Source organism: Shewanella algae, assembly GCF_009183365.2.
GTDB classification, from domain to species: domain Bacteria; phylum Pseudomonadota; class Gammaproteobacteria; order Enterobacterales; family Shewanellaceae; genus Shewanella; species Shewanella algae.
Genome location: NZ_CP068230.1, coordinates 4733350 through 4750636 on the forward strand (window position 1 = coordinate 4733350; position 17287 = coordinate 4750636).

Sequence of the window (17287 nt, forward strand, 5' to 3'; positions counted from 1 at the left end):
TCGCTTCAAAACGACAGATGCCAACCGCGTCTTAGGCCGCCTGTGAAGTATCGGCGCTAGCAACGGGTTGAATAAAGTCTTCCATAAACCAGGCACAGAAGGTATGGCGGCCATCAACATCCGCCTTGGCGTAAATTGCCGATGCCTGCTGCCGCACCGTCTTCTCCTTGGTGCTGCGAACACTGGCAATCTCTTTGAAACTCAAGCCCTTCAACAGTAATAAAGCCACTTCCTGCTCACTGCGGGTCAGCGACCAGAGCTCAAATTGTTGCTGTACCGCCTGGGTGTATTCCTGGCGGGCGGCTTGCATTCGACTGGAGATATTGCAGATCCTGGCATCGGCATTGGCCAACTTTGACTTGAGTAACTGCATCTCTCGGCTGCGGCGGATCAGATCAACACTGATATACAGGGCACCACAGGCGGAAAGCGCCACCAAAATGCTCTCCTGCACTATGTGATAAGTCGGCACACCAAGTTGCATATCTGACAACACATCCAGCAGATTCAGCGTCATGATCACACTGAGCAGCACTATCATCACCAGATCCTTCATTGACGCAACTCCCGATTAATAGGCTTTAAAAACATGCAGTTAACTTATGGTACATATGTCCCATAAGCGCAAATATGATACAGGTCGCCGAAGACAACAGGCCAAATCAGTGCCAGGCTGGCGGCTGGTATTTCCCCAAGAGACACTCCCATGAAAATCCGCCCCCTCTATCTGGGTTGTAGCCTGCTGTTAATGGTGTTTCAGCTGAGAGCGGCCCCGGAAACAGACAGAGATGCCCTGCTGGCCCTGAGTCAAAACAGGCTGCACACATCTTCGGCACAACTGGCTCCAATATATCACAGCTCGGACTGGCTGACAGGCTTGCCAAGCATCAGTTTGAGCCATCTTGGCAGCCTGGAAAGCCACAACAGCTATGAGCAGGAGCTCTCGCTCAACCTGCCTTTTCAGTCGCCGGCCATGCAGCGCCAGAATGCCAAACTCAAGCCCATTAACGAACGCATGCTGGAATTGCAGAGCCAACTGCAGCGCCTCTATCTCTCTGGCCTGTTGCGTCAGTATTGGTGGCAACAGGCACAAGCCGAGCAGGAGCTGGTGCAACTGCGCCACAAGCAACAAGTACTGCAGCAACTGCTGCAGCGGCAACAGGCCCTGAGCCGAAGTGGTGAAATGCCGGCAACTGCGGTACTGCTGCTAAAACGAGAACTGCTGGAGCTGTCGCTCACTAAACTCCCACTGGAGCAACAACAACAAGAAGCCAATGAGGCACTCATACGCCTGACCGGACTGCAACAGCTGCCATCGCTGGATGAAAGTGATACCCCACTGCCGGATGATGCCGGAGCCGGGCATCCCATGTGGCAATTGCTGGCGCTGCAGCAGCAACGTCAGCAACTCACCACAAACGCCCAACTCGAAGGAGATGACACTCCTTGGCTGGTGTCTGTCACGGCCAAAAACACTACCACCCAAGGGCTGGATGAACAGTCTCTGGGTCTGGCACTGGAGATCCCCTTGCCTGTTGGCAACGGCCTGAACCAGCAACAGCTTGGCGAGTTGCAGCAACAAAGGCTGCAACTGGAGCAACAGCAACAACAGCAGTTACTGCAGAGCCAACTGCAGTTGCAGCAACTCAAACGTCGTCAAGCCCAGCTACAACAAGAGCAGCAAGGGCTGGAGCAAGCCGTGCAGCTGAGCAAACAGCTCAGCCAAACCCTGCTGACCACGGCCGAACAAGGCCCAGCCCAGTATGAGTCCTGGCTGCGGCGCCATCTTGAGGCTCTGGATACCCAAGCCAGGCTGTCGCTCAACCGGCTGGCACAAGCCCAGCTGCATTCCCAACAACTGCAAGCGCTCGGAGTTACCCTATGACCCCTAAAACCCTGGTTGGCACACTGGTGTCGACACTGTTCTTCTCCCCGCTGTGGGCGCAGGAAATCTCGGTTGCGGACCTAGGCAAGCTGACACTCAGCTTCACCTCAGTGAACCAAGTACAACAGATAGAGGCCGCCCCTGTACCGGCAATATTGGCGGCTCAGCCCGGCAGCAGCTTCTATCTCACGGCACCGGAAACCATCCAACAGCGACGCTGGTTGGTGGCCGAAGGAGAATGGGTCGATGAAGGCCAAGCGCTGGTGCAACTTAAGGGCGCCGAAATTGCCCACTTTCAACTGCAATTTGCCGCCGCCGAAGCGGCATTCAAGCTCGCCAAGCAGCGCTATGATCGCAACCAAAAGTTGCGGGCCAACGGCGCCATAGGTGCCGAAACCTGGTCGCAGATAAGCCGGCAGTATTTCGACGCTTTGCTGCAATATGAACACCTGCAGCATTTCAGTGAATTGCTTAAGCCGGGGGAGAGTCCTGAGACTCTGACATTACACGCGCCCATGGCCGGATTGCTGCAATACGGCGATAGCAGTGAACCGCTGATGAGCGGCGCCCCACTGCTGGGGGTACTGCCCGCCGACGAACTCAGGCTTAAGCTGCGTTTACCCCTGGCCCAGAAAGACAGTGTCAATGCCGTGATGGCCGGAGAGTGCCAACTGCAGATAAGTCGCAAGGACCAGCTGGCCAAACAGGGCTTTGTCGACGCCTGGAGCCAGGCCGTTCCCCCAAGCTGCGGCCTGCAACCCGGGCAGCAATTACAGGTTATTCCATTGCAGGCCATCAATGCCTTGGTGGTACCCAAACAGAGTCTCTATTCCTGGGGCACTGGCAGCCAAGTGCTGAGTCACAGCCAAAACAAGCTGCGGCCAACCGACGTGCAAGTGATAGGTGCCAGCGCCGACAGCTACTTCCTGGCGCCCAATGAAACACTGGTCGGTGCCGAGGTACTGAGCGACTCAGTGGCGGCCGTCAAAGGCATACTCCTGGGTTTGGGGGGCGAATAGCATGCTCAGTGCCATTATCCGTTTTTCCCTGACTCAAAGGCTGTTTACCCTGATAACAGCGCTGCTGCTCTGTGGTGCCGGCGCCTATTCCTGGTTGGGGCTGCCGCTGGACGCCTTCCCGGATATCTCGCCGACCCAGGTGAAAATCATCCTCAAGGCTCCCGGCATGACAGCCGAAGAGATAGAGGCCCAGGTGACAGTACCGGTTGAGACTGAGCTACTGGGGATCCCCAAGCAGGCGATACTGCGTTCCACCAGCAAGTATGCAATTACCGACATCACCCTGGACTTCAACGAAGGCACAGATATTTACTGGGCCAGACAACAGGTGAGTGAACGCTTGGCGGCGGTATGGGACAAGTTGCCCGCCGATCTGGAAGGCGGCGTTGCCCCCATGAGCACCCCGCTCAGTGAAATCTTTATGTTCTCGCTGGAGAATCCCTCGTTGTCGCTGCTGGAACGCCGTCAGTTGCTGGAATGGGAAATCAGGCCGCTGCTGCGTACCGTGCCCGGAGTCGCCGATGTCAACATTCTCGGCGGTTTTGCCAAGACACTGCAGATCACCCCTGACCCAGTCGCCCTGGCTCAGGCCGGTATCAGCCAGGAAGAGTTGATAGCCCGTATCGAGAGCAACAACAGCAACACGGGTGCCGGACGCATCACGCTAGGGACAGATAACCTGACGGTTCGCACCGAAGGGCGCATCGACTCGCTGGAGGCCCTGCAACAACTGGTGATTGCCACCAATCAGGGCGGCAGCTATCGCCTGCAAGACCTCGCCCGGGTCGAAATAGGCCATCTCAGCCGCTACGGCGCCGTGACCCGTAATGGTGAAGAAACCACAGAGGCCTTGATCGTCGGTCTCAAGGATGCCAATACCGACCAAGTCATCAAACTGGTAAGGGAAAAGCTGGCCCAGATAGAAAAGACCCTTCCTCCCGGCAGCCAGCTGAATGTGTTCTACGACAGGGCCAACCTGATAGGCACGGCCATAGGCACCATTTCAGATGCCCTGTTTGAAGCCGTGGTGTTGGTTATTCTGTTACTGGCGCTGTTTCTCGGCAACTTGCGGGCGGCATTGGTGGTATCACTGTCGCTGCCGCTGGCGGCACTGGCCACCTTTATGCTGATGCGCTACTTCAATCTGTCGGCCAACCTGATGAGCCTCGGCGGTCTGGTGATCGCCATCGGTATGTTGGTGGACTCCTCCGTGGTGGTGGTGGAGAACATGGTCAACCAGATTGCCGGCGGCAAACGCCTGCCCAGGCTGCACCTCATCTACCGCGCTACCAAAGATGTGGCCGTGCCTGTGGTGTCCGGCACCCTGATAGTGATCATAGTCTTCTCACCGCTACTGACCCTCAGCGGCCTCGAAGGCAAACTGTTCACCCCAGTGGCTATCACCATAGTGTTTGCCATGCTGTCGGCACTGGCACTGTCGCTGACGGTGATCCCTGTGCTGGCCTCCTATCTGGTCAATGAAAAAGCGGCCAACGAACCCAAGGCCATTGGCTGGCTCAAGGCGCGCTACCTGCTCAGTCTGCAGTGGGTGTTACAGCACGGTAAGGCATTTTGCGCCACGGCACTGGTGGCACTGGTACTGAGCCTGGGGCTGTTTACTCAGGTGGGTAAAACCTTTATGCCGACCCTGGATGAGGGTGACATTATTCTGCAGTTGGAGAAGTCCCCGTCGATTTCGCTGCAGGCCTCGCTGGCACTGGATACTCAGATAGAGCAGCACCTGCTGGCCACTGTGCCCGAAATACGCCAGTTGGTCGCCCGCACCGGTGCCGATGAACTGGGGCTGGATCCCATGGGGCTGAATGAGACAGATGTCTTCATGGAACTTAAACCCGTTGAAGAGTGGCGCTTTGCCAGCAAAGAGGCGCTTATCGATGCCATACGCACCGAAGTGCTCAAGTTTCCGGGGATCAATTTCAACTTCACCCAACCAATCCAGATGCGGGTCTCCGAGATGCTTACCGGCAGCATAGGCGATGTGGCGATTAAAATTTTCGGTGAAGATCTTGAGACGCTTTCAAGATTGGCCAGTGAGACGGCACACCTGACCAGCGCCACTCGCGGCAGCCAGGATGTCAAAACCGCCATGACCGAAGGCAGCCCCTTTATCAACCTCCGCCTCAAGGAAGGTTTGGCCCGCAGTTACAACATGAGTGCCGATGAGTTTGGCCGATATCTCAAGAGCCAACTGGAAGGTCTTGCCATAACCGAGATAATCCAGGGCAAGAAGCGAACTCCCGTGCTGATCGCCCAGGCAGCAGATGGTATCAACAGCCTGCCGCAACTGGAGCAAAGGCTATTGGTCATGCCGGATGCCAGCCTCAGGCCACTTGGAGAACTGGCGCAAATAAGCTATCGCGAAGGGCCGATACTGATTGAGCGCGAGCAAGGCAACCGCTTTGCCGTGGTCACCACCAATGTCAGCGGCCGCGATATCGTCGGCTTTGTTGAAGAACTACAGGGCAAGCTGGCCTCTGAGCTGTCTCTGCCCAGCGGTTACAGCCTGAATTTTGGCGGCGAGTTCGAGAACCAGCAACGGGCGACCCGTAATCTGCTGTTGGTGGTGCCCGTGGCGCTGATGCTGATCAACCTGATCCTGTTCACCACCTTCGGCAATATCTCCAAAGCCTTGCTGATCCTGGCCAACGTCCCCTTTGCCATGATGGGCGGTATCTTCAGCCTGTTTATCTCGGGCGAATACCTGTCGGTGCCGGCCTCAGTGGGCTTTATCGCCCTGCTGGGGGTAGCCGTGCTCAACGGTGTGGTGATGGTCAGCTACTATGAACAGTCGCGGCATCTGTTTGCCAGCCTCAGTGAGCGGGTCGAACAGGGGGCCGCCCGCCGACTGCGTCCGATTCTGATGACGGCCACCACCGCCATGTTCGGCCTGATCCCGCTGGCCTTTGCCACCGGGCCCGGCGCCGAAATTCAAAGACCGCTGGCAATCGTGGTCATAGGCGGGCTGATCACCTCCACTATCACCACCCTCTATTTGTTGCCACTGCTGTATCAAACCCTGGAGAAACGCCAATGAAACAACTCTTGGTGCTGATAGTGCAGCACAATCTAAAAGACGATGTGGTCGACACCCTGATGTCGCTGGACTACCTATCAGGCTTCAGCCTGATCAATATCTGTGGCTTCAGCCGCGAGCACAGCCACTTCAATCTCAAGGAACAGGTGGAAGGTTATCGGGAATTCTACAAGTTTGAGGTGATGCACCCGCAAGAGTCACAGCAGGCGCTGCTGCAAACCCTGGCGGAGGTCTGCCGCCACAACCCCTGCCGCTATTGGATAGTACCGATAGCGACAGACGGCGTGCTGGGTCAGGACTGACGGGGTTTGAGCCAATACTGGCCGGCGATGGCCAACAGGCAATAGCCGAGGAAGAACCAAAAGCCCGACTCCAGGCTGGCGTGGGTGTGAACCAAATCCCCCATGCCGGCCGAGGCGTTGCCGGCCATATAAGTGATGATAAGCGCCACCACAAATACGTCGGCCATGGACCATTTGGCAATGGCCGCGGTAATACTGTCGATGATCTGCCGCACCTTACTGGACAGCGGCGCCTGAGCCAGCAGCATCAGCCCCAGCTTGCAGGCCGGCACTATCACGGAAAACAGCATCACCAGCGCCGCCACCAGGGTATTGCCGTGTTGATGCAGCTCGGTCACTGTACCCCAGATACTGCGGGTCTTGTTGAACACCTCCATTTCACCTTGAAGATTGTTCAGCCCCAGCATACCGCTGATCATCGCCAGCATTCCCCTGGCACTGTCGCGTCCGGAACCATCACTGACGGCTTCGGCAATCATGTCCAACCCGGCTTCGGTCAGCTCGGCCTTTTCCACCGTGCCGCTGACACTCAAAATAGGTTGAGTCACCCCGGGGATCAGCAAGGCCAGCGACAATAACAGGGTCATGATAGGTAAAATTCGGCGCATCGGGGTCACTCCACAAACTCAACAAAAAGGCCCACCACTCGGTGGGCCCAACAGTTTACCCAGTTTACCGCCAGATCAATAGAAGGGCTTGGGGTCGACATCCAAAGAGCTGGGCGATACACCTCTGTCTATGTTGAGATCAGACTTTTGCAGATCCACCATGGTCACATCGGTATATCGCTTAAACTTCAATGAATAGAAGCATTTGACTATGGGGTGCAACACGTCCCTGTCTTTGGATTCCCAGACTATGCCCACTCGGCCATCGGACAGTTGCACCAATGAACCGACCGGATAGACACCGATACAACGGATGAATTCGTACACCAGGCTCTCATCCAGATGAAAGGGCGTCAGACTGAGCAGAATCTTAAAGGCGGCTGCCGGGCTCATCGCCTCTTTATAGCAGCGGGTGGCGGTAAGGGCATCATAGATATCCACGATACAGCTCATACGCCCATGCAGCGGCAATGCATCTCCTTTCAGGCCCCTCGGGTAACCACGGCCGTCGAGTTTTTCATGGTGCATCAGACACACATCCTTGCTCACTTGAGACAAGCCCTTGGCCTGTTCCATGATCTCGATGGCGTAGGCCTGATGCAGCTTCATGTGCTCAAACTCTTCCGGCGTCAGCTTGCCCGGCTTGTGCAGTATCTTGTTATCCACTTTGATCTTGCCGATGTCGTGGAGAATACCGCCGATGGCCAGCTGTCTGAGCATCTCGCGATCTAGCTTGAGATACTTACCGAAGGTGATCAGCAGGAAGGCAACATTGACCGAATGTTCCAGCAGGTAGGCATCTTTGGATCTCAACGCGGAAACGCACTTCATCGCATCCGAGTCGAGCATCACCGACTCGATCATATTGTCTGCCAGTGCCGCAAAAGGCTCGACTTCTATTGCCTTGCCTTCGAAGGTTTCACTGAGGACTTTGCGCACTAAGCCCTTGGCTTCTGTCAGTAGCTGTTTGGCCTGACCTATTGCCAATTGATGGTTCACCGAGGTTTTACGGGGATGGTGATTGAAGGCGGGGCGTTGTTTTTTCAGGCCACAGTTGTCGCTGGAACGCTCCACATCGACCCAGACAAAGCGAATGCCGCTGTTGCTGAGTTTAGTGATTGCCTGGCGGCTCCTGATCTGGCCGGCATTGGCGACGGCCAATTGGCCGTTGTTCTCAATGGCCGAGACATACATGCCTATCCCCAATTGAGTGACGGGCAACTTCAAAAGGGCTGCTGTCGATACCACATCGGTCATTCTTTCACTCCGGCAAATGCTTTTGGCCTCAATCCGAAAAACGTTTGCCAGGGGTTAACGACTCTCCAACAAATGTCACTCGGCTCTGCCTTATTCTAGAAGCCAAAGCCGGAAATGCCTATGCATCCTAGGGGGTAAAATTTGTCTTTATGATGCCAATCTCATTCAGATATTGGGCCAAGACATTGAAAGCCTTCACTCAACCAGCGGCGATACTGGCAGTTGTAACAGGAGCGAGTGACATCATCTATCTGTTCATCTTCGTCATCTTCGGCAAAACAAACACACTGGCCGGCCACCTCTCGGGCGGCCTGCAGATTGCTGCTGCCACCGAGAAACAAGCGTTTGCCCTGCTTTAGTTCAAACCATTGCTGCATTCAGAACTCCTTCAGCTGCTGTTTGCCGGCATTGTGCCACTCGGCGCCACGTTTGCTGACCAGGAGGGCAAACTTATGCTCGGCCCACACCGCTTTGACCTTGCCGCCGAGCCAGACAGTGTCGGTTTCCTGCAACCACTCACCATCTGTGGTCAATACGCCATCCAGCTCAGAGCGATTTAGTATGTCGGCAACGCTGAAGGGCGCCGCTTCATCTGTCTGGCCAAATTTCAGTTGGCCTTTCACCCGGCCATCATTCCCTGTGAGCCTGAGCCCTAGGCCCGCCAGCGCGCCGATAACACCCTGCCCCGTGCCACCGTGCTCGCTGAGACTGATACCCAAGTGTTCGGCCAAGCCGTAGGCTTGCTCCTTGGTCTTGACCTCTTGCTTGGCCTCACGGCCAAAAGCCATCAGTGCGTCCTGGCCGCTGAAATCGGCCAGAGACAAGAGCGCCAACCCAGGGTCGGCGGCGCTGGCTGATTCCCTGAGAAGATGAGCTATAGCCACCTCACGTATCGCCTCCAAGGTAAGCTCGCCACGATAACCAAAGCACATGGCACTATTGTGGGAAGTGTAAGGAATGTCCGGATGCACATAGAGCTGATGCCGGGTCACCAGGGAGGTTTGCCCGCCTTGCTGGGTCAACAATTCAGCAATCTCGGAAGCGATCTCGCCGGTGCCTTTGGTGCCAATATCATCGGTATCGTCTATACAAATCAGCCAATCTTTCATCAATAAACCTTAATCAATCTGTCTGGGTATCTTTGTGGAGGAGATCGTGAGCCTTGAGGCGTCTCAAAACGGGGGGCACCAGCAGGGCCCCGACTATGGCAAAGGCTCCACCTTGTAAACACTTGAGACCAAAGCGCACCAAGGCCACCTGTTCACTCATGCCCACCAGCAAATCCTCTACCAGCCCTTTAGCGGCCCAGGCGATACAGCCCACCAATGCCAGGGCGATGAAACGCCAGCGCAAATTGAAAGCATTGGCCAGCAGCAGAAGCGCCAGGTCCATCGACACAGCCGGAACCACGAATTTGAGCAGAATAAGCGGGCCGCCTTTGCCCACGCCCAAGGTCATGGCAACCACTCCGGCCAAGGCGCCGCAAGCTGTCATGGCGCCCATGCGTCCGACAATGCCGTAACAGGTGAGATAGAAAAAGCTCATCAGCAACATAGAATGTCCCGACAAGCCGAGTTTCAGCCTGAGCATACTCTTGACTGCCACCAATAAGGTGGCACAAAAGCCGATGAAGAGCGCATCCTGCAATTGAAATCCTTTGATTTTATTTGTTGCCATGTTCGCTCCGGTTGTCCTGCCAATGGGTCGGCTTGAAAGTGTGGCCAAAATGGCGACTCTTGGCGGCAAGCGCCATCTGTTTGGCCAATTTAAGCAGTTGGATCAAGAGGGGAAATAACACACAGTAGGCCAGTTCAGGCCAGTTGCGGGGGTTGAGCAGTTGCTTGGGCGCAATTCGCGCCCCCCGCAGCCGCTGCAGTTGGTAGATTTCGGCAATCTCCTGGGTCATAAAGGGCAGCAGACCTATAGAAGCGGCCACCACAAAGGCCCATTTAGCCGGCATGATCAGGCATAACACCTCACCGATCCGCTCCGGGCGCACGGTAACCGATAGCCACCATCCCGGCAGCAGCGCCAAGGTGATGCGGGCCACCGCCAAGGTACCTTGTCCCAGCTGCTCGCCACCATGCATCAGTGCATACAGCCCCAAAGTAAAGCCGAGTTGCAGCAGAACAAAGCGGATTACCCCGCCTATGGCGCCGCGCTGCAGCATACCATGAACCACCAAGATAAGATTAATGGCCGCCAGCCAGGGAAGCTGCGCCTGAGGCAGGAGAAAGGCTGCCGATGACAGAGTCACTACCAAGAACAAGGCTGTGGCACTGCCCCACAAACCTAAATTCAGCCCCTTGGGAGAAGCACGGCCGTGGCGCCGTCCTTTAGCCCACACAGGCAACCTCCTCTGGGGCAAACTCGATTTCCAGTTGGCCTTGTTGCAACTGCCACAGCTGACTACAAGGTAACCCCGGCAGGGGTCTGTGGCTGGCAATCACTATGCTGCCGCCCTGTTCCCGCAGATAGTTGAGTATCTGCCAAAGCTGCCCCAGATGCTTGCCATCCAACCCCGCCAAGGGGTCGTCCAACAGCATCAAGCTGGGGGTTAAACAAGCGATAGAGGCCAGGGCAATCAAGTGCTGCTGCCCATAGGAAAGCGTATGGGGCGAGCTTTGGGCAAGATGCAGCAAGTCGAGCTGCTCAAGCAGGCTCTCGGCCCGGGACAGCGGCAGGTCGAAGCGGCGCAGGCTGAACTGCATCTCCTCTATGACTGTGGCTTCAAACAACTGACGGTTGGGGCGCTGCATCAACAGGCCTAGCATGGGGCCATAGGCACCAGGCTTGGGCTTACGGCCAAAGACCCGCAGTGGCATCGACGCCACCGCGGGTTGAATACCGGCTATCGCCTTCAGCAGGCTGCTCTTGCCCGAGCCGTTGTTACCCACCAGAGTAACCAGCTCACCGGCGCCCAAAGACAGGCCCTGCTGACACACAAACAGGGGCGAATGCCCCTGATAACGAAATTCAAATGAAGTGGCACTGACCAGTTCCCGACTTCGGTCCGGCTCCAGGCGTTTCAAATGGCTGGCGGATTCGACCCGGTAACTGCCGGGTAACAGGCGCCCTTGGTCCAGGTACCAGAAGTGTTCAACAACTGAGGAAAAAGCCTGGGGATTATGCTCCACCAGTACCACAGCCATACCTTCCGCCAGCAGGTTACGGATTACTGCCAGCAGTTCATCGACACCGGCGTCATCCAACTGCGCCCAAGGTTCATCCAACAGCAGTACCGCAGGCTCACTCACCAACTGGGCAGCGATCATCAGGCGATATTTCTGTCCGAGAGACAGCTTGCTGACTTGAGTTTCCAGCGAGACAAACAGCCCCACCCGGCGCAATGCATGCTGCACTCTGGAGATCATCTGGCCGCTTGGCACACCGAGGTTTTCCAAGGCAAAGGCCACTTCGGCCCCGACGGTCTGGCGCAGTATCTGCACCTGGGGATCTTGCATCACCAGACCCACCAACAACCCCTGACGGCGGAAAATGCCGCCTTCACAGGGACGCCGTTGCAGCCCGGCAAGCAAAGCCAGCAGACTGGATTTACCCGAACCCGTGGGACCACTGATGCAGTGGCAGGAGCCGGATTCTATTTTTAGATCCAGATCCCTCAATATCAAGGGCTGCAAACAGCCATGATTGAAATTGATCCCTTCGAGTTCGAGTAAGCGCATTATCAGATCTGCCAGTTAATCCCAACAAAGACTTGTCTACCTGCCTGAGGCAGAGAATCGCTCTGATAGTAGTTCTCGTCCAGCAGGTTGGTGGCTCGTAAATAGAGCTCTAGCTTATCTTTAAGCAAAGGCTGTACCAGATTGATGTCTACCAGGGTGTAATCATCCAGTGATTTCTCCTGCCACACCTTCTGACCGCCGATCTTCTCCTGCTCGTAGTAGTTCTGATCCATGATGCGTTCCACATTCAGGTGGATTCGGGTCTCGGTAGGCAGCTTGTAACCCAGTTGGAAGCGCAGCTGGTGCTTGGGACGATAGTCCAGACCATCAAAACCTGTGCTGCTGTCTCTGTCTTCGGCATGCAGATAGCTGTAACTCAGGCTCAGATCCAGATTCTCTATGCTGTTATTGGACAGCACAGTATCCAAACCCTGGAAGCGATAGTTGCCCATGTTCTGATACATGCCGCTGGCATCTTTGGCAATGTAATCATCGGCATCTGTGTGATAGAGATAGAGTTGCAGCTCGGTATTCATACCCAGGCCTTGCTCCAGTCCCAACTCAACATGCTTGGAGATTTCCGTCTCCAGTTCCTGATTGCCTGAAGACAGGGAGTACAGGTTGCGCATGGATGGGAAACGCACCTTCCGAGCCACACTCAGGCTCAGACGGGTATCGTCAGCCGCTTGCCAGAAACCTGAGGCCAGCGCCGAGTAATCGTTCTCGTTGCCTTCGGTCTTGTCCATATCGTGGTAAGCGCCGCCCAGAGTAAAGCCCCAATCGCCTTCCGACTGGAACTGATATTCGGCCGCCGCAGTATAAACCCAGGCCGAATCATCGAAAGACTCACTGCTGCCACCACCTGAGCCATTACCGCCACCGGAACCAGTACCACCACCTGAGCCGTTACCGCCGCCTGAACCAGTACCACCGCCTGAGCCGTTACCGCCGCCTGAACCAGTACCACCGCCTGAGCCGTTACCGCCTGAGCCGTTACCGCCGCCTGAACCAGTACCACCACCTGAGCCCTTGGCTGCTGCAACCTTGCTGCTGCCGGACTTGGAGGAACCTAAGCTTTCGGCTACCGCTTCCCAGCTCTGCTTTTCAGCAATCACAGAGGTGGTCAGGATACCCGCGGTGTCGAAGTCGGTGATCAGCTGCAGGTTTGCCCCCTGTACTTTGGAGCGGCCGTCCTGAGCCTGGGTCAGCTCAGCGTAGCTGTTGTCACCGTACACAGTTTCATAGGTGTCGCTCTGGTTGTGATAACCAAAACCCCGGAAAGTGAAAGTATCATTGAACTTATGTGCCAGACCCAGCTGGAAAGTCTGTGAATCATAGTCATCGACACGCTCAAACTTCACCCGGCCGCTGCCGCTGCCATCTCTTGGTGGCTTGCCCCACTCGCCTGAACGCAGCGCCATATTGGCAATGAGTTGAGTATTATCACTGAGCCAATAGCTGCCTTGGGCGTACAGATTGGTCAGCTCTTTATCTGCGTTGTTGCGCTGATATTTGTCTTGGTACTCAGTGACTTGATAGTCAGAAGACATGGGGAAACCATCAGTGTGCTGATAACCGGCACTGATGAGTCCCTGCCAGTTGTCGCCCGAGCCGGCGGCACTGATATCACCCTTGAAGGTATCGTCCTTGGACAATTCCAGGTTGCCGGATACTGCCGGGGCGCTGTCGCCACGCTTGGTGATAATGTTGATAACACCTCCGGCGCCGCCTGGGCCATAGAGTACTGAAGTTGGGCCAACGGAGACTTCGACTCTGGAAATCTGGCTGGTTGGGATCACGCTGGGATCAAACTGACCATCATCGGCACTGTTGGCCGGTACACCGTTGACCAACAGGGTCACATGGCGGGTTTTGAAACCACGGATATCCACCCTTGGCGTACCCTCGCCGCCGTAACGTACGTAAACACCGGGAACATTTTTCAGCACTTCATCCAGGCTTTGGGCACCCAAGGCCTTGATTTCATCTTCGGAAATGCTCCAACTTGTAGTGGCAACTTCAGTGGCGTTGGCACGCTCACCGTGCACCACTATGACGTCCATTGCATTGTTGACCAGTGGATCGCGTTCGATAGAGGCCGCATTGGCCTGCATGGCACAGCCCAACGCCAGTGCGAGGGCAGAGAGTTTTACCGGGATATGGGACATAAGGCTCTTCTGTCATTTCTGATTGGGATTATCCGGGCTATTCTGGCGCCGCCCAAAAAAGCTACAAGCTCAGTGACGGTAAAAACCAATACAGATCGACAAATTAATACAAAGGGAGTAGATAACAGAGTCTGTCGCGGACAGATTGTCCCATCAAGACAATTTGCCGAGCAAAAATGTCCACTCGTGTCACATTAACCTAAGCTGATTAATGGGATCATGCTACACGTCACACAGGCCCGTTCGACGGCTTGACACTCAAGGTGTGGAACTTTAGTTTGTGTTAAAGATACTGTTAGCCGGACGCTTTCTGCTTCCGGATCCCTTTGTTCGGAGCTCCCCTTGTCTGCACTTACCCTGCCTCAGGCCATTTCGTCACTCAAAGACAAGCTGTGTCAACTGGCCAAGCTGACGCCAGCAGAGCCTATTGTCCAATTGGCCGCCGAGGTACAGGCAATTCCACTGATCTCCTGGCTGGCTTCCCAACCCAGCTATCCCAGAATTTATTGGCAAGGAAGAGACAGACTCGAGGAGGTTGCCGCCATCGGCTGCTGCCTGGATTTCCGCTTCGAAGATGAAGTCACAGACGAGGCCCTGGCCGAAATTTATGAAAAGCAGCGCGCCTACTCCAGTAATCAGGAGATCCGCTACTACGGCGGCGTCGCCTTCGACCGCGAAATCGCCTCCTGGCCCGAGTTTGGCCGCGCCAGATTCCTGTTACCCAGAATAGAGCTGAGACGCAGTTCAGATCATTTCCGCCTCTTGGTTAACCTGAATCTGGGCCAGGCTGACAGGCAAGCGGAAATAGCCCAGGCACAAGCAGCGCTGGATGCCTTGGTTCCGGCCCGCCCCATGACGCCACCGACCAAGACAGAACAGCTGTCACGCAATGACAGGCCCGACTATCCACGCTGGAAGACACTGGTGGAACAGGTGACTGCCCCCAGATTCAACCAGGACACGCCCAAAGTAGTGCTGTCGCGCCTGACTCAGCTGCAAGTGAAAGACACACCGGATCCCTGGCAGGTGTTGGCCAGTTGGCAAGGGCGCAACCCCAACAGTTTTCAATTCGGCTTCGAATTCAGCCCTGAGCGCAGCTTTATCTCCTGTTCGCCCGAGCGTCTCTATCGCCGCCATCAGCAGGAGCTGTATACCGAAGCACTGGCGGGCACTACCATTCGCGGCCTAAGCCCGGAAGAGGATGAACTGCTGGCGCAGCAGCTATTGGATGACAGCAAAAACAGCCATGAGAATCAGCTGGTCAGGGAGCATATTGTCAAGGCACTGACTCCGCTGAGCCGCTATGTCGGTGCCGATGAGACGCCAACCATCTTCAAACTCAACCATATTCAGCATCTGCACAGATCGATTCGCGCCGAGCTACGGCACGGGGTAAAAGATTTTCAACTGCTGCAGGCCCTGCATCCGACGCCGGCCGTCGGCGGCCTGCCACGGGAATCGGCCATCAGTTTTCTACGCCAACGGGAAGGCTATATGCGCGGCTGGTATGCCGGGGCCTGTGGTTATCTGAATAAATATGAGAGTGAATTTGCGGTAGCCATCCGCTGCGCCCTGCTGGAACCCGGCTGCATCAATCTGTTTGCCGGCGCCGGCATAGTCGCAGGCTCAGACCCGGAAGCCGAATGGCAGGAGCTGGAAAACAAGCTCGCCACCATAATGTCAATTCTGCTGGATTTCTAGGGTGATGGCTGTTCCTGTATCCTCAGTTGCAGCTGCTCCAGGCTCTGCTGTTTAATCTCCGCCAATTCCCCGGAACGCTCCAACTGCTCAAAACTTTGGTCGAACAAGGCCTTCAGCTCGAGCCCTTTGGGATTATTGGCGAAGGCAAAATAAACATCTGCCCGTAGCACATCCTCAATAAGCACCAATCTTCTGGGCTGTTCCAACTGTGGCAACAGCGGCAAGATGTCCGGCTTATAGTCAAGCACGGCATCGATTTTGCCTTCATTCACCTTGCGCAGCATTTCCAGCAGGCTACTGTTTTCCTGATAGTGCATGGGTACCTGGGTCAGGGTAAAAAAGCGATAGGCGATCAGGGCCTGAACCCTGCGATGGGTCAGTGAGTCCATTCCTTGCCAAACACTGGCCAGCTCAGGGGTCACCGCGGCATCTATCACCTCGGTTTCCACCTTTTTGGCGCTGTAAATCCCCTTGGAGATATCCCCCAGATAGAGCCCTAACACCATGTCCACCTGTTCACGCTCCAGCATGTAGAGGGAACGGGGAAAGGGAACAAACTGGATTTCCAGTTGCCATTCCGGCTCGGGAAAGACCCTTCGCAACAGCTCAAAATAATAGCCTTCGCCATTGGTTTCGGTATAACCGCCCCAACTGGCGGTAGCTATCTGGATCTTGGTCGGTTCGGCAATGGCCGGCCAGACAAAAGTCAGCAAGGCCAGCAGCAGGCAGCAGATTCGATTCATTTTACTCTCCTGTCTTCCTTTTCAGTGTAGAGTAGCTTGAGATGGACTGGACATTTTTTACGCTTCCCCCTTGTCAGCCGGATTATGGGCACTATAATGTGCGCCCTTTCGGTCGAACCGAAGATGCGGGTTCCCTCACCCCGCCCAGCCAACTAAAAAGGTCACAATATGTTAATGTTAACCGGCGCGCAGCTCAAACGCGCACTGATCCTCTTGGTCAGTTTTCACATCCTTATTATCAGTGCCAGTAACTATCTGGTGCAGCTCCCGTTTCAGCTATTCGGCTTCCACACAACCTGGGGTGCCTTCAGCTTTCCTTTCGTCTATCTGGCAACCGATCTGACGGTACGGATATTCGGCCAGGCCGCCGCCCGGCAGATCATCTTCAAGGCCATGCTGCCAGCATTAGTGATCTCCTATGCCATGGGCGTACTGTTTCATCAGGGTGATTTTCAGGGGCTGAGCGCCCTGTCGGACTTCAATACCTTTGTATTCCGTATCGCCTTTGCCAGTTTCGCCGCCTATCTGGTGGGCCAGCTGATGGATATCGCAGTGTTTGCCAGAATTCGCCGCCAGTGTGCCTGGTGGGTCGCACCGGCAGCCTCAACCCTGGTGGGCAACCTGGTGGATACTCTGGTGTTCTTCAGTATCGCCTTCTTCGCCTCCAGCGACCCCTTCATGGCCGCCAACTGGCCGGAAATCGCCGCCGTGGATTACGGCTTCAAGCTGTTGGTCAGTCTGGGGCTGTTCCTGCCGGCCTATGGCGTGCTGCTGCGGGTACTTCAGGATAAGATCTTACAGACGGAAAACCAGCAGCAATTCTCCTGATGCATTCAACTGGCCAGACCTGTTATAATTTTGGC

General features: G+C 55.6%; 16 protein-coding genes. 6 read left to right on the plus strand and 10 right to left on the minus strand.

Going from position 1 to position 17287, the window contains the following annotated elements; translation table 11 throughout:
- Positions 1–31: 31 nt before the first annotated feature.
- Positions 32–556, minus strand: coding sequence for a helix-turn-helix transcriptional regulator (locus E1N14_RS21125; RefSeq protein WP_025009176.1), 525 nt, complete (start codon positions 554–556; stop codon positions 32–34).
- A gap of 150 nt (positions 557–706) precedes the next feature.
- Here E1N14_RS21125 and E1N14_RS21130 point away from each other — a divergent pair, with 150 nt between their 5' ends.
- The 4 genes from E1N14_RS21130 to E1N14_RS21145 are packed head-to-tail and all read left to right on the plus strand — an operon-like array spanning position 707 to position 6261.
- Positions 707–1885 (plus strand): TolC family protein, encoded by a 1179-nt coding sequence (locus tag E1N14_RS21130; RefSeq protein ID WP_062793334.1) that lies wholly within the window; start codon positions 707–709, stop codon positions 1883–1885.
- Entirely contained in the window at positions 1882–2904 is a 1023-nt protein-coding gene (locus E1N14_RS21135) for an efflux RND transporter periplasmic adaptor subunit (protein ID WP_025009175.1), read from the plus strand. The genes E1N14_RS21130 and E1N14_RS21135 overlap by 4 nt, the downstream gene beginning before the upstream one ends.
- A gap of 1 nt (position 2905) precedes the next feature.
- Entirely contained in the window at positions 2906–5959 is a 3054-nt protein-coding gene (locus E1N14_RS21140) for an efflux RND transporter permease subunit (protein WP_062793333.1), read from the plus strand.
- Entirely contained in the window at positions 5956–6261 is a 306-nt protein-coding gene (locus E1N14_RS21145) for a DUF3240 family protein (protein ID WP_025009174.1), read from the plus strand. Before E1N14_RS21140 ends, E1N14_RS21145 begins: the two co-directional genes overlap by 4 nt.
- Here E1N14_RS21145 and E1N14_RS21150 read toward each other — a convergent pair.
- The 8 genes from E1N14_RS21150 to E1N14_RS21185 all read right to left on the minus strand — a co-directional run bounded on the left by E1N14_RS21150 (position 6252) and on the right by E1N14_RS21185 (position 13980).
- Positions 6252–6869, minus strand: coding sequence for a paraquat-inducible protein A (locus E1N14_RS21150; RefSeq protein ID WP_025009173.1), 618 nt, complete (start codon positions 6867–6869; stop codon positions 6252–6254). The two genes, E1N14_RS21145 and E1N14_RS21150, sit on opposite strands and share 10 nt — an antisense overlap.
- Positions 6870–6944: 75 nt before the next feature.
- Positions 6945–8126, minus strand: coding sequence for a cyclic di-GMP phosphodiesterase (locus E1N14_RS21155; RefSeq protein WP_025009172.1), 1182 nt, complete (start codon positions 8124–8126; stop codon positions 6945–6947).
- Positions 8127–8287: 161 nt separating this feature from the next.
- The gene (locus tag E1N14_RS21160) at positions 8288–8503 is read right to left on the minus strand and encodes a hypothetical protein (RefSeq protein WP_025009171.1); all 216 of its coding nucleotides are present in this window, start codon (positions 8501–8503) and stop codon (positions 8288–8290) included.
- Complete coding sequence (locus E1N14_RS21165) at positions 8504–9235, minus strand: DNA-binding protein (protein ID WP_025009170.1); 732 nt, start codon at positions 9233–9235, stop codon at positions 8504–8506.
- Positions 9236–9248: 13 nt separating this feature from the next.
- Positions 9249–9803: a hypothetical protein gene (locus tag E1N14_RS21170; protein ID WP_037436264.1), complete on the minus strand. Its 555-nt coding sequence runs from the start codon at positions 9801–9803 to the stop codon at positions 9249–9251.
- Positions 9790–10473 (minus strand): energy-coupling factor transporter transmembrane component T, encoded by a 684-nt coding sequence (locus tag E1N14_RS21175; RefSeq protein ID WP_025009167.1) that lies wholly within the window; start codon positions 10471–10473, stop codon positions 9790–9792. Before E1N14_RS21175 ends, E1N14_RS21170 begins: the two co-directional genes overlap by 14 nt.
- A complete protein-coding gene (locus tag E1N14_RS21180) occupies positions 10463–11812 on the minus strand; it encodes an ATP-binding cassette domain-containing protein (RefSeq protein ID WP_025009166.1) in 1350 nt (449 codons plus the stop codon). Before E1N14_RS21180 ends, E1N14_RS21175 begins: the two co-directional genes overlap by 11 nt.
- A 2-nt stretch (positions 11813–11814) precedes the next feature.
- Positions 11815–13980 carry a TonB-dependent receptor plug domain-containing protein gene (locus E1N14_RS21185; RefSeq protein WP_062793332.1) on the minus strand — a complete coding sequence of 722 codons (2166 nt, stop codon included), beginning with the start codon at positions 13978–13980 and terminating at the stop codon, positions 11815–11817.
- A gap of 342 nt (positions 13981–14322) precedes the next feature.
- Between E1N14_RS21185 and E1N14_RS21190 the strand changes: the two genes are divergently transcribed.
- Positions 14323–15681 (plus strand): isochorismate synthase, encoded by a 1359-nt coding sequence (locus E1N14_RS21190; protein WP_025009164.1) that lies wholly within the window; start codon positions 14323–14325, stop codon positions 15679–15681.
- Here the strand turns inward: E1N14_RS21190 and E1N14_RS21195 are convergent.
- Positions 15678–16424 carry a substrate-binding periplasmic protein gene (locus tag E1N14_RS21195; protein WP_062793331.1) on the minus strand — a complete coding sequence of 249 codons (747 nt, stop codon included), beginning with the start codon at positions 16422–16424 and terminating at the stop codon, positions 15678–15680. The two genes, E1N14_RS21190 and E1N14_RS21195, sit on opposite strands and share 4 nt — an antisense overlap.
- A gap of 168 nt (positions 16425–16592) precedes the next feature.
- On the opposite strand from E1N14_RS21195, the gene E1N14_RS21200 reads away from it, so the two are divergent.
- Positions 16593–17252, plus strand: coding sequence for a 7-cyano-7-deazaguanine/7-aminomethyl-7-deazaguanine transporter (locus E1N14_RS21200; RefSeq protein WP_025009163.1), 660 nt, complete (start codon positions 16593–16595; stop codon positions 17250–17252).
- Positions 17253–17287: the final 35 nt, after the last annotated feature.

Coding starts and splice junctions, on each gene's coding strand:
- E1N14_RS21125 (WP_025009176.1), bottom strand. CDS start 556: ATGAAGGATCTGGTGATGATAGTGCTGCTCAGTGTGATCATGACGCTG.
- E1N14_RS21130 (WP_062793334.1), top strand. CDS start 707: ATGAAAATCCGCCCCCTCTATCTGGGTTGTAGCCTGCTGTTAATGGTG.
- E1N14_RS21135 (WP_025009175.1), top strand. CDS start 1,882: ATGACCCCTAAAACCCTGGTTGGCACACTGGTGTCGACACTGTTCTTC.
- E1N14_RS21140 (WP_062793333.1), top strand. CDS start 2,906: ATGCTCAGTGCCATTATCCGTTTTTCCCTGACTCAAAGGCTGTTTACC.
- E1N14_RS21145 (WP_025009174.1), top strand. CDS start 5,956: ATGAAACAACTCTTGGTGCTGATAGTGCAGCACAATCTAAAAGACGAT.
- E1N14_RS21150 (WP_025009173.1), bottom strand. CDS start 6,869: ATGCGCCGAATTTTACCTATCATGACCCTGTTATTGTCGCTGGCCTTG.
- E1N14_RS21155 (WP_025009172.1), bottom strand. CDS start 8,126: ATGACCGATGTGGTATCGACAGCAGCCCTTTTGAAGTTGCCCGTCACT.
- E1N14_RS21160 (WP_025009171.1), bottom strand. CDS start 8,503: ATGCAGCAATGGTTTGAACTAAAGCAGGGCAAACGCTTGTTTCTCGGT.
- E1N14_RS21165 (WP_025009170.1), bottom strand. CDS start 9,235: ATGAAAGATTGGCTGATTTGTATAGACGATACCGATGATATTGGCACC.
- E1N14_RS21170 (WP_037436264.1), bottom strand. CDS start 9,803: ATGGCAACAAATAAAATCAAAGGATTTCAATTGCAGGATGCGCTCTTC.
- E1N14_RS21180 (WP_025009166.1), bottom strand. CDS start 11,812: ATGCGCTTACTCGAACTCGAAGGGATCAATTTCAATCATGGCTGTTTG.
- E1N14_RS21185 (WP_062793332.1), bottom strand. CDS start 13,980: ATGTCCCATATCCCGGTAAAACTCTCTGCCCTCGCACTGGCGTTGGGC.
- E1N14_RS21195 (WP_062793331.1), bottom strand. CDS start 16,424: ATGAATCGAATCTGCTGCCTGCTGCTGGCCTTGCTGACTTTTGTCTGG.
- E1N14_RS21200 (WP_025009163.1), top strand. CDS start 16,593: ATGTTAATGTTAACCGGCGCGCAGCTCAAACGCGCACTGATCCTCTTG.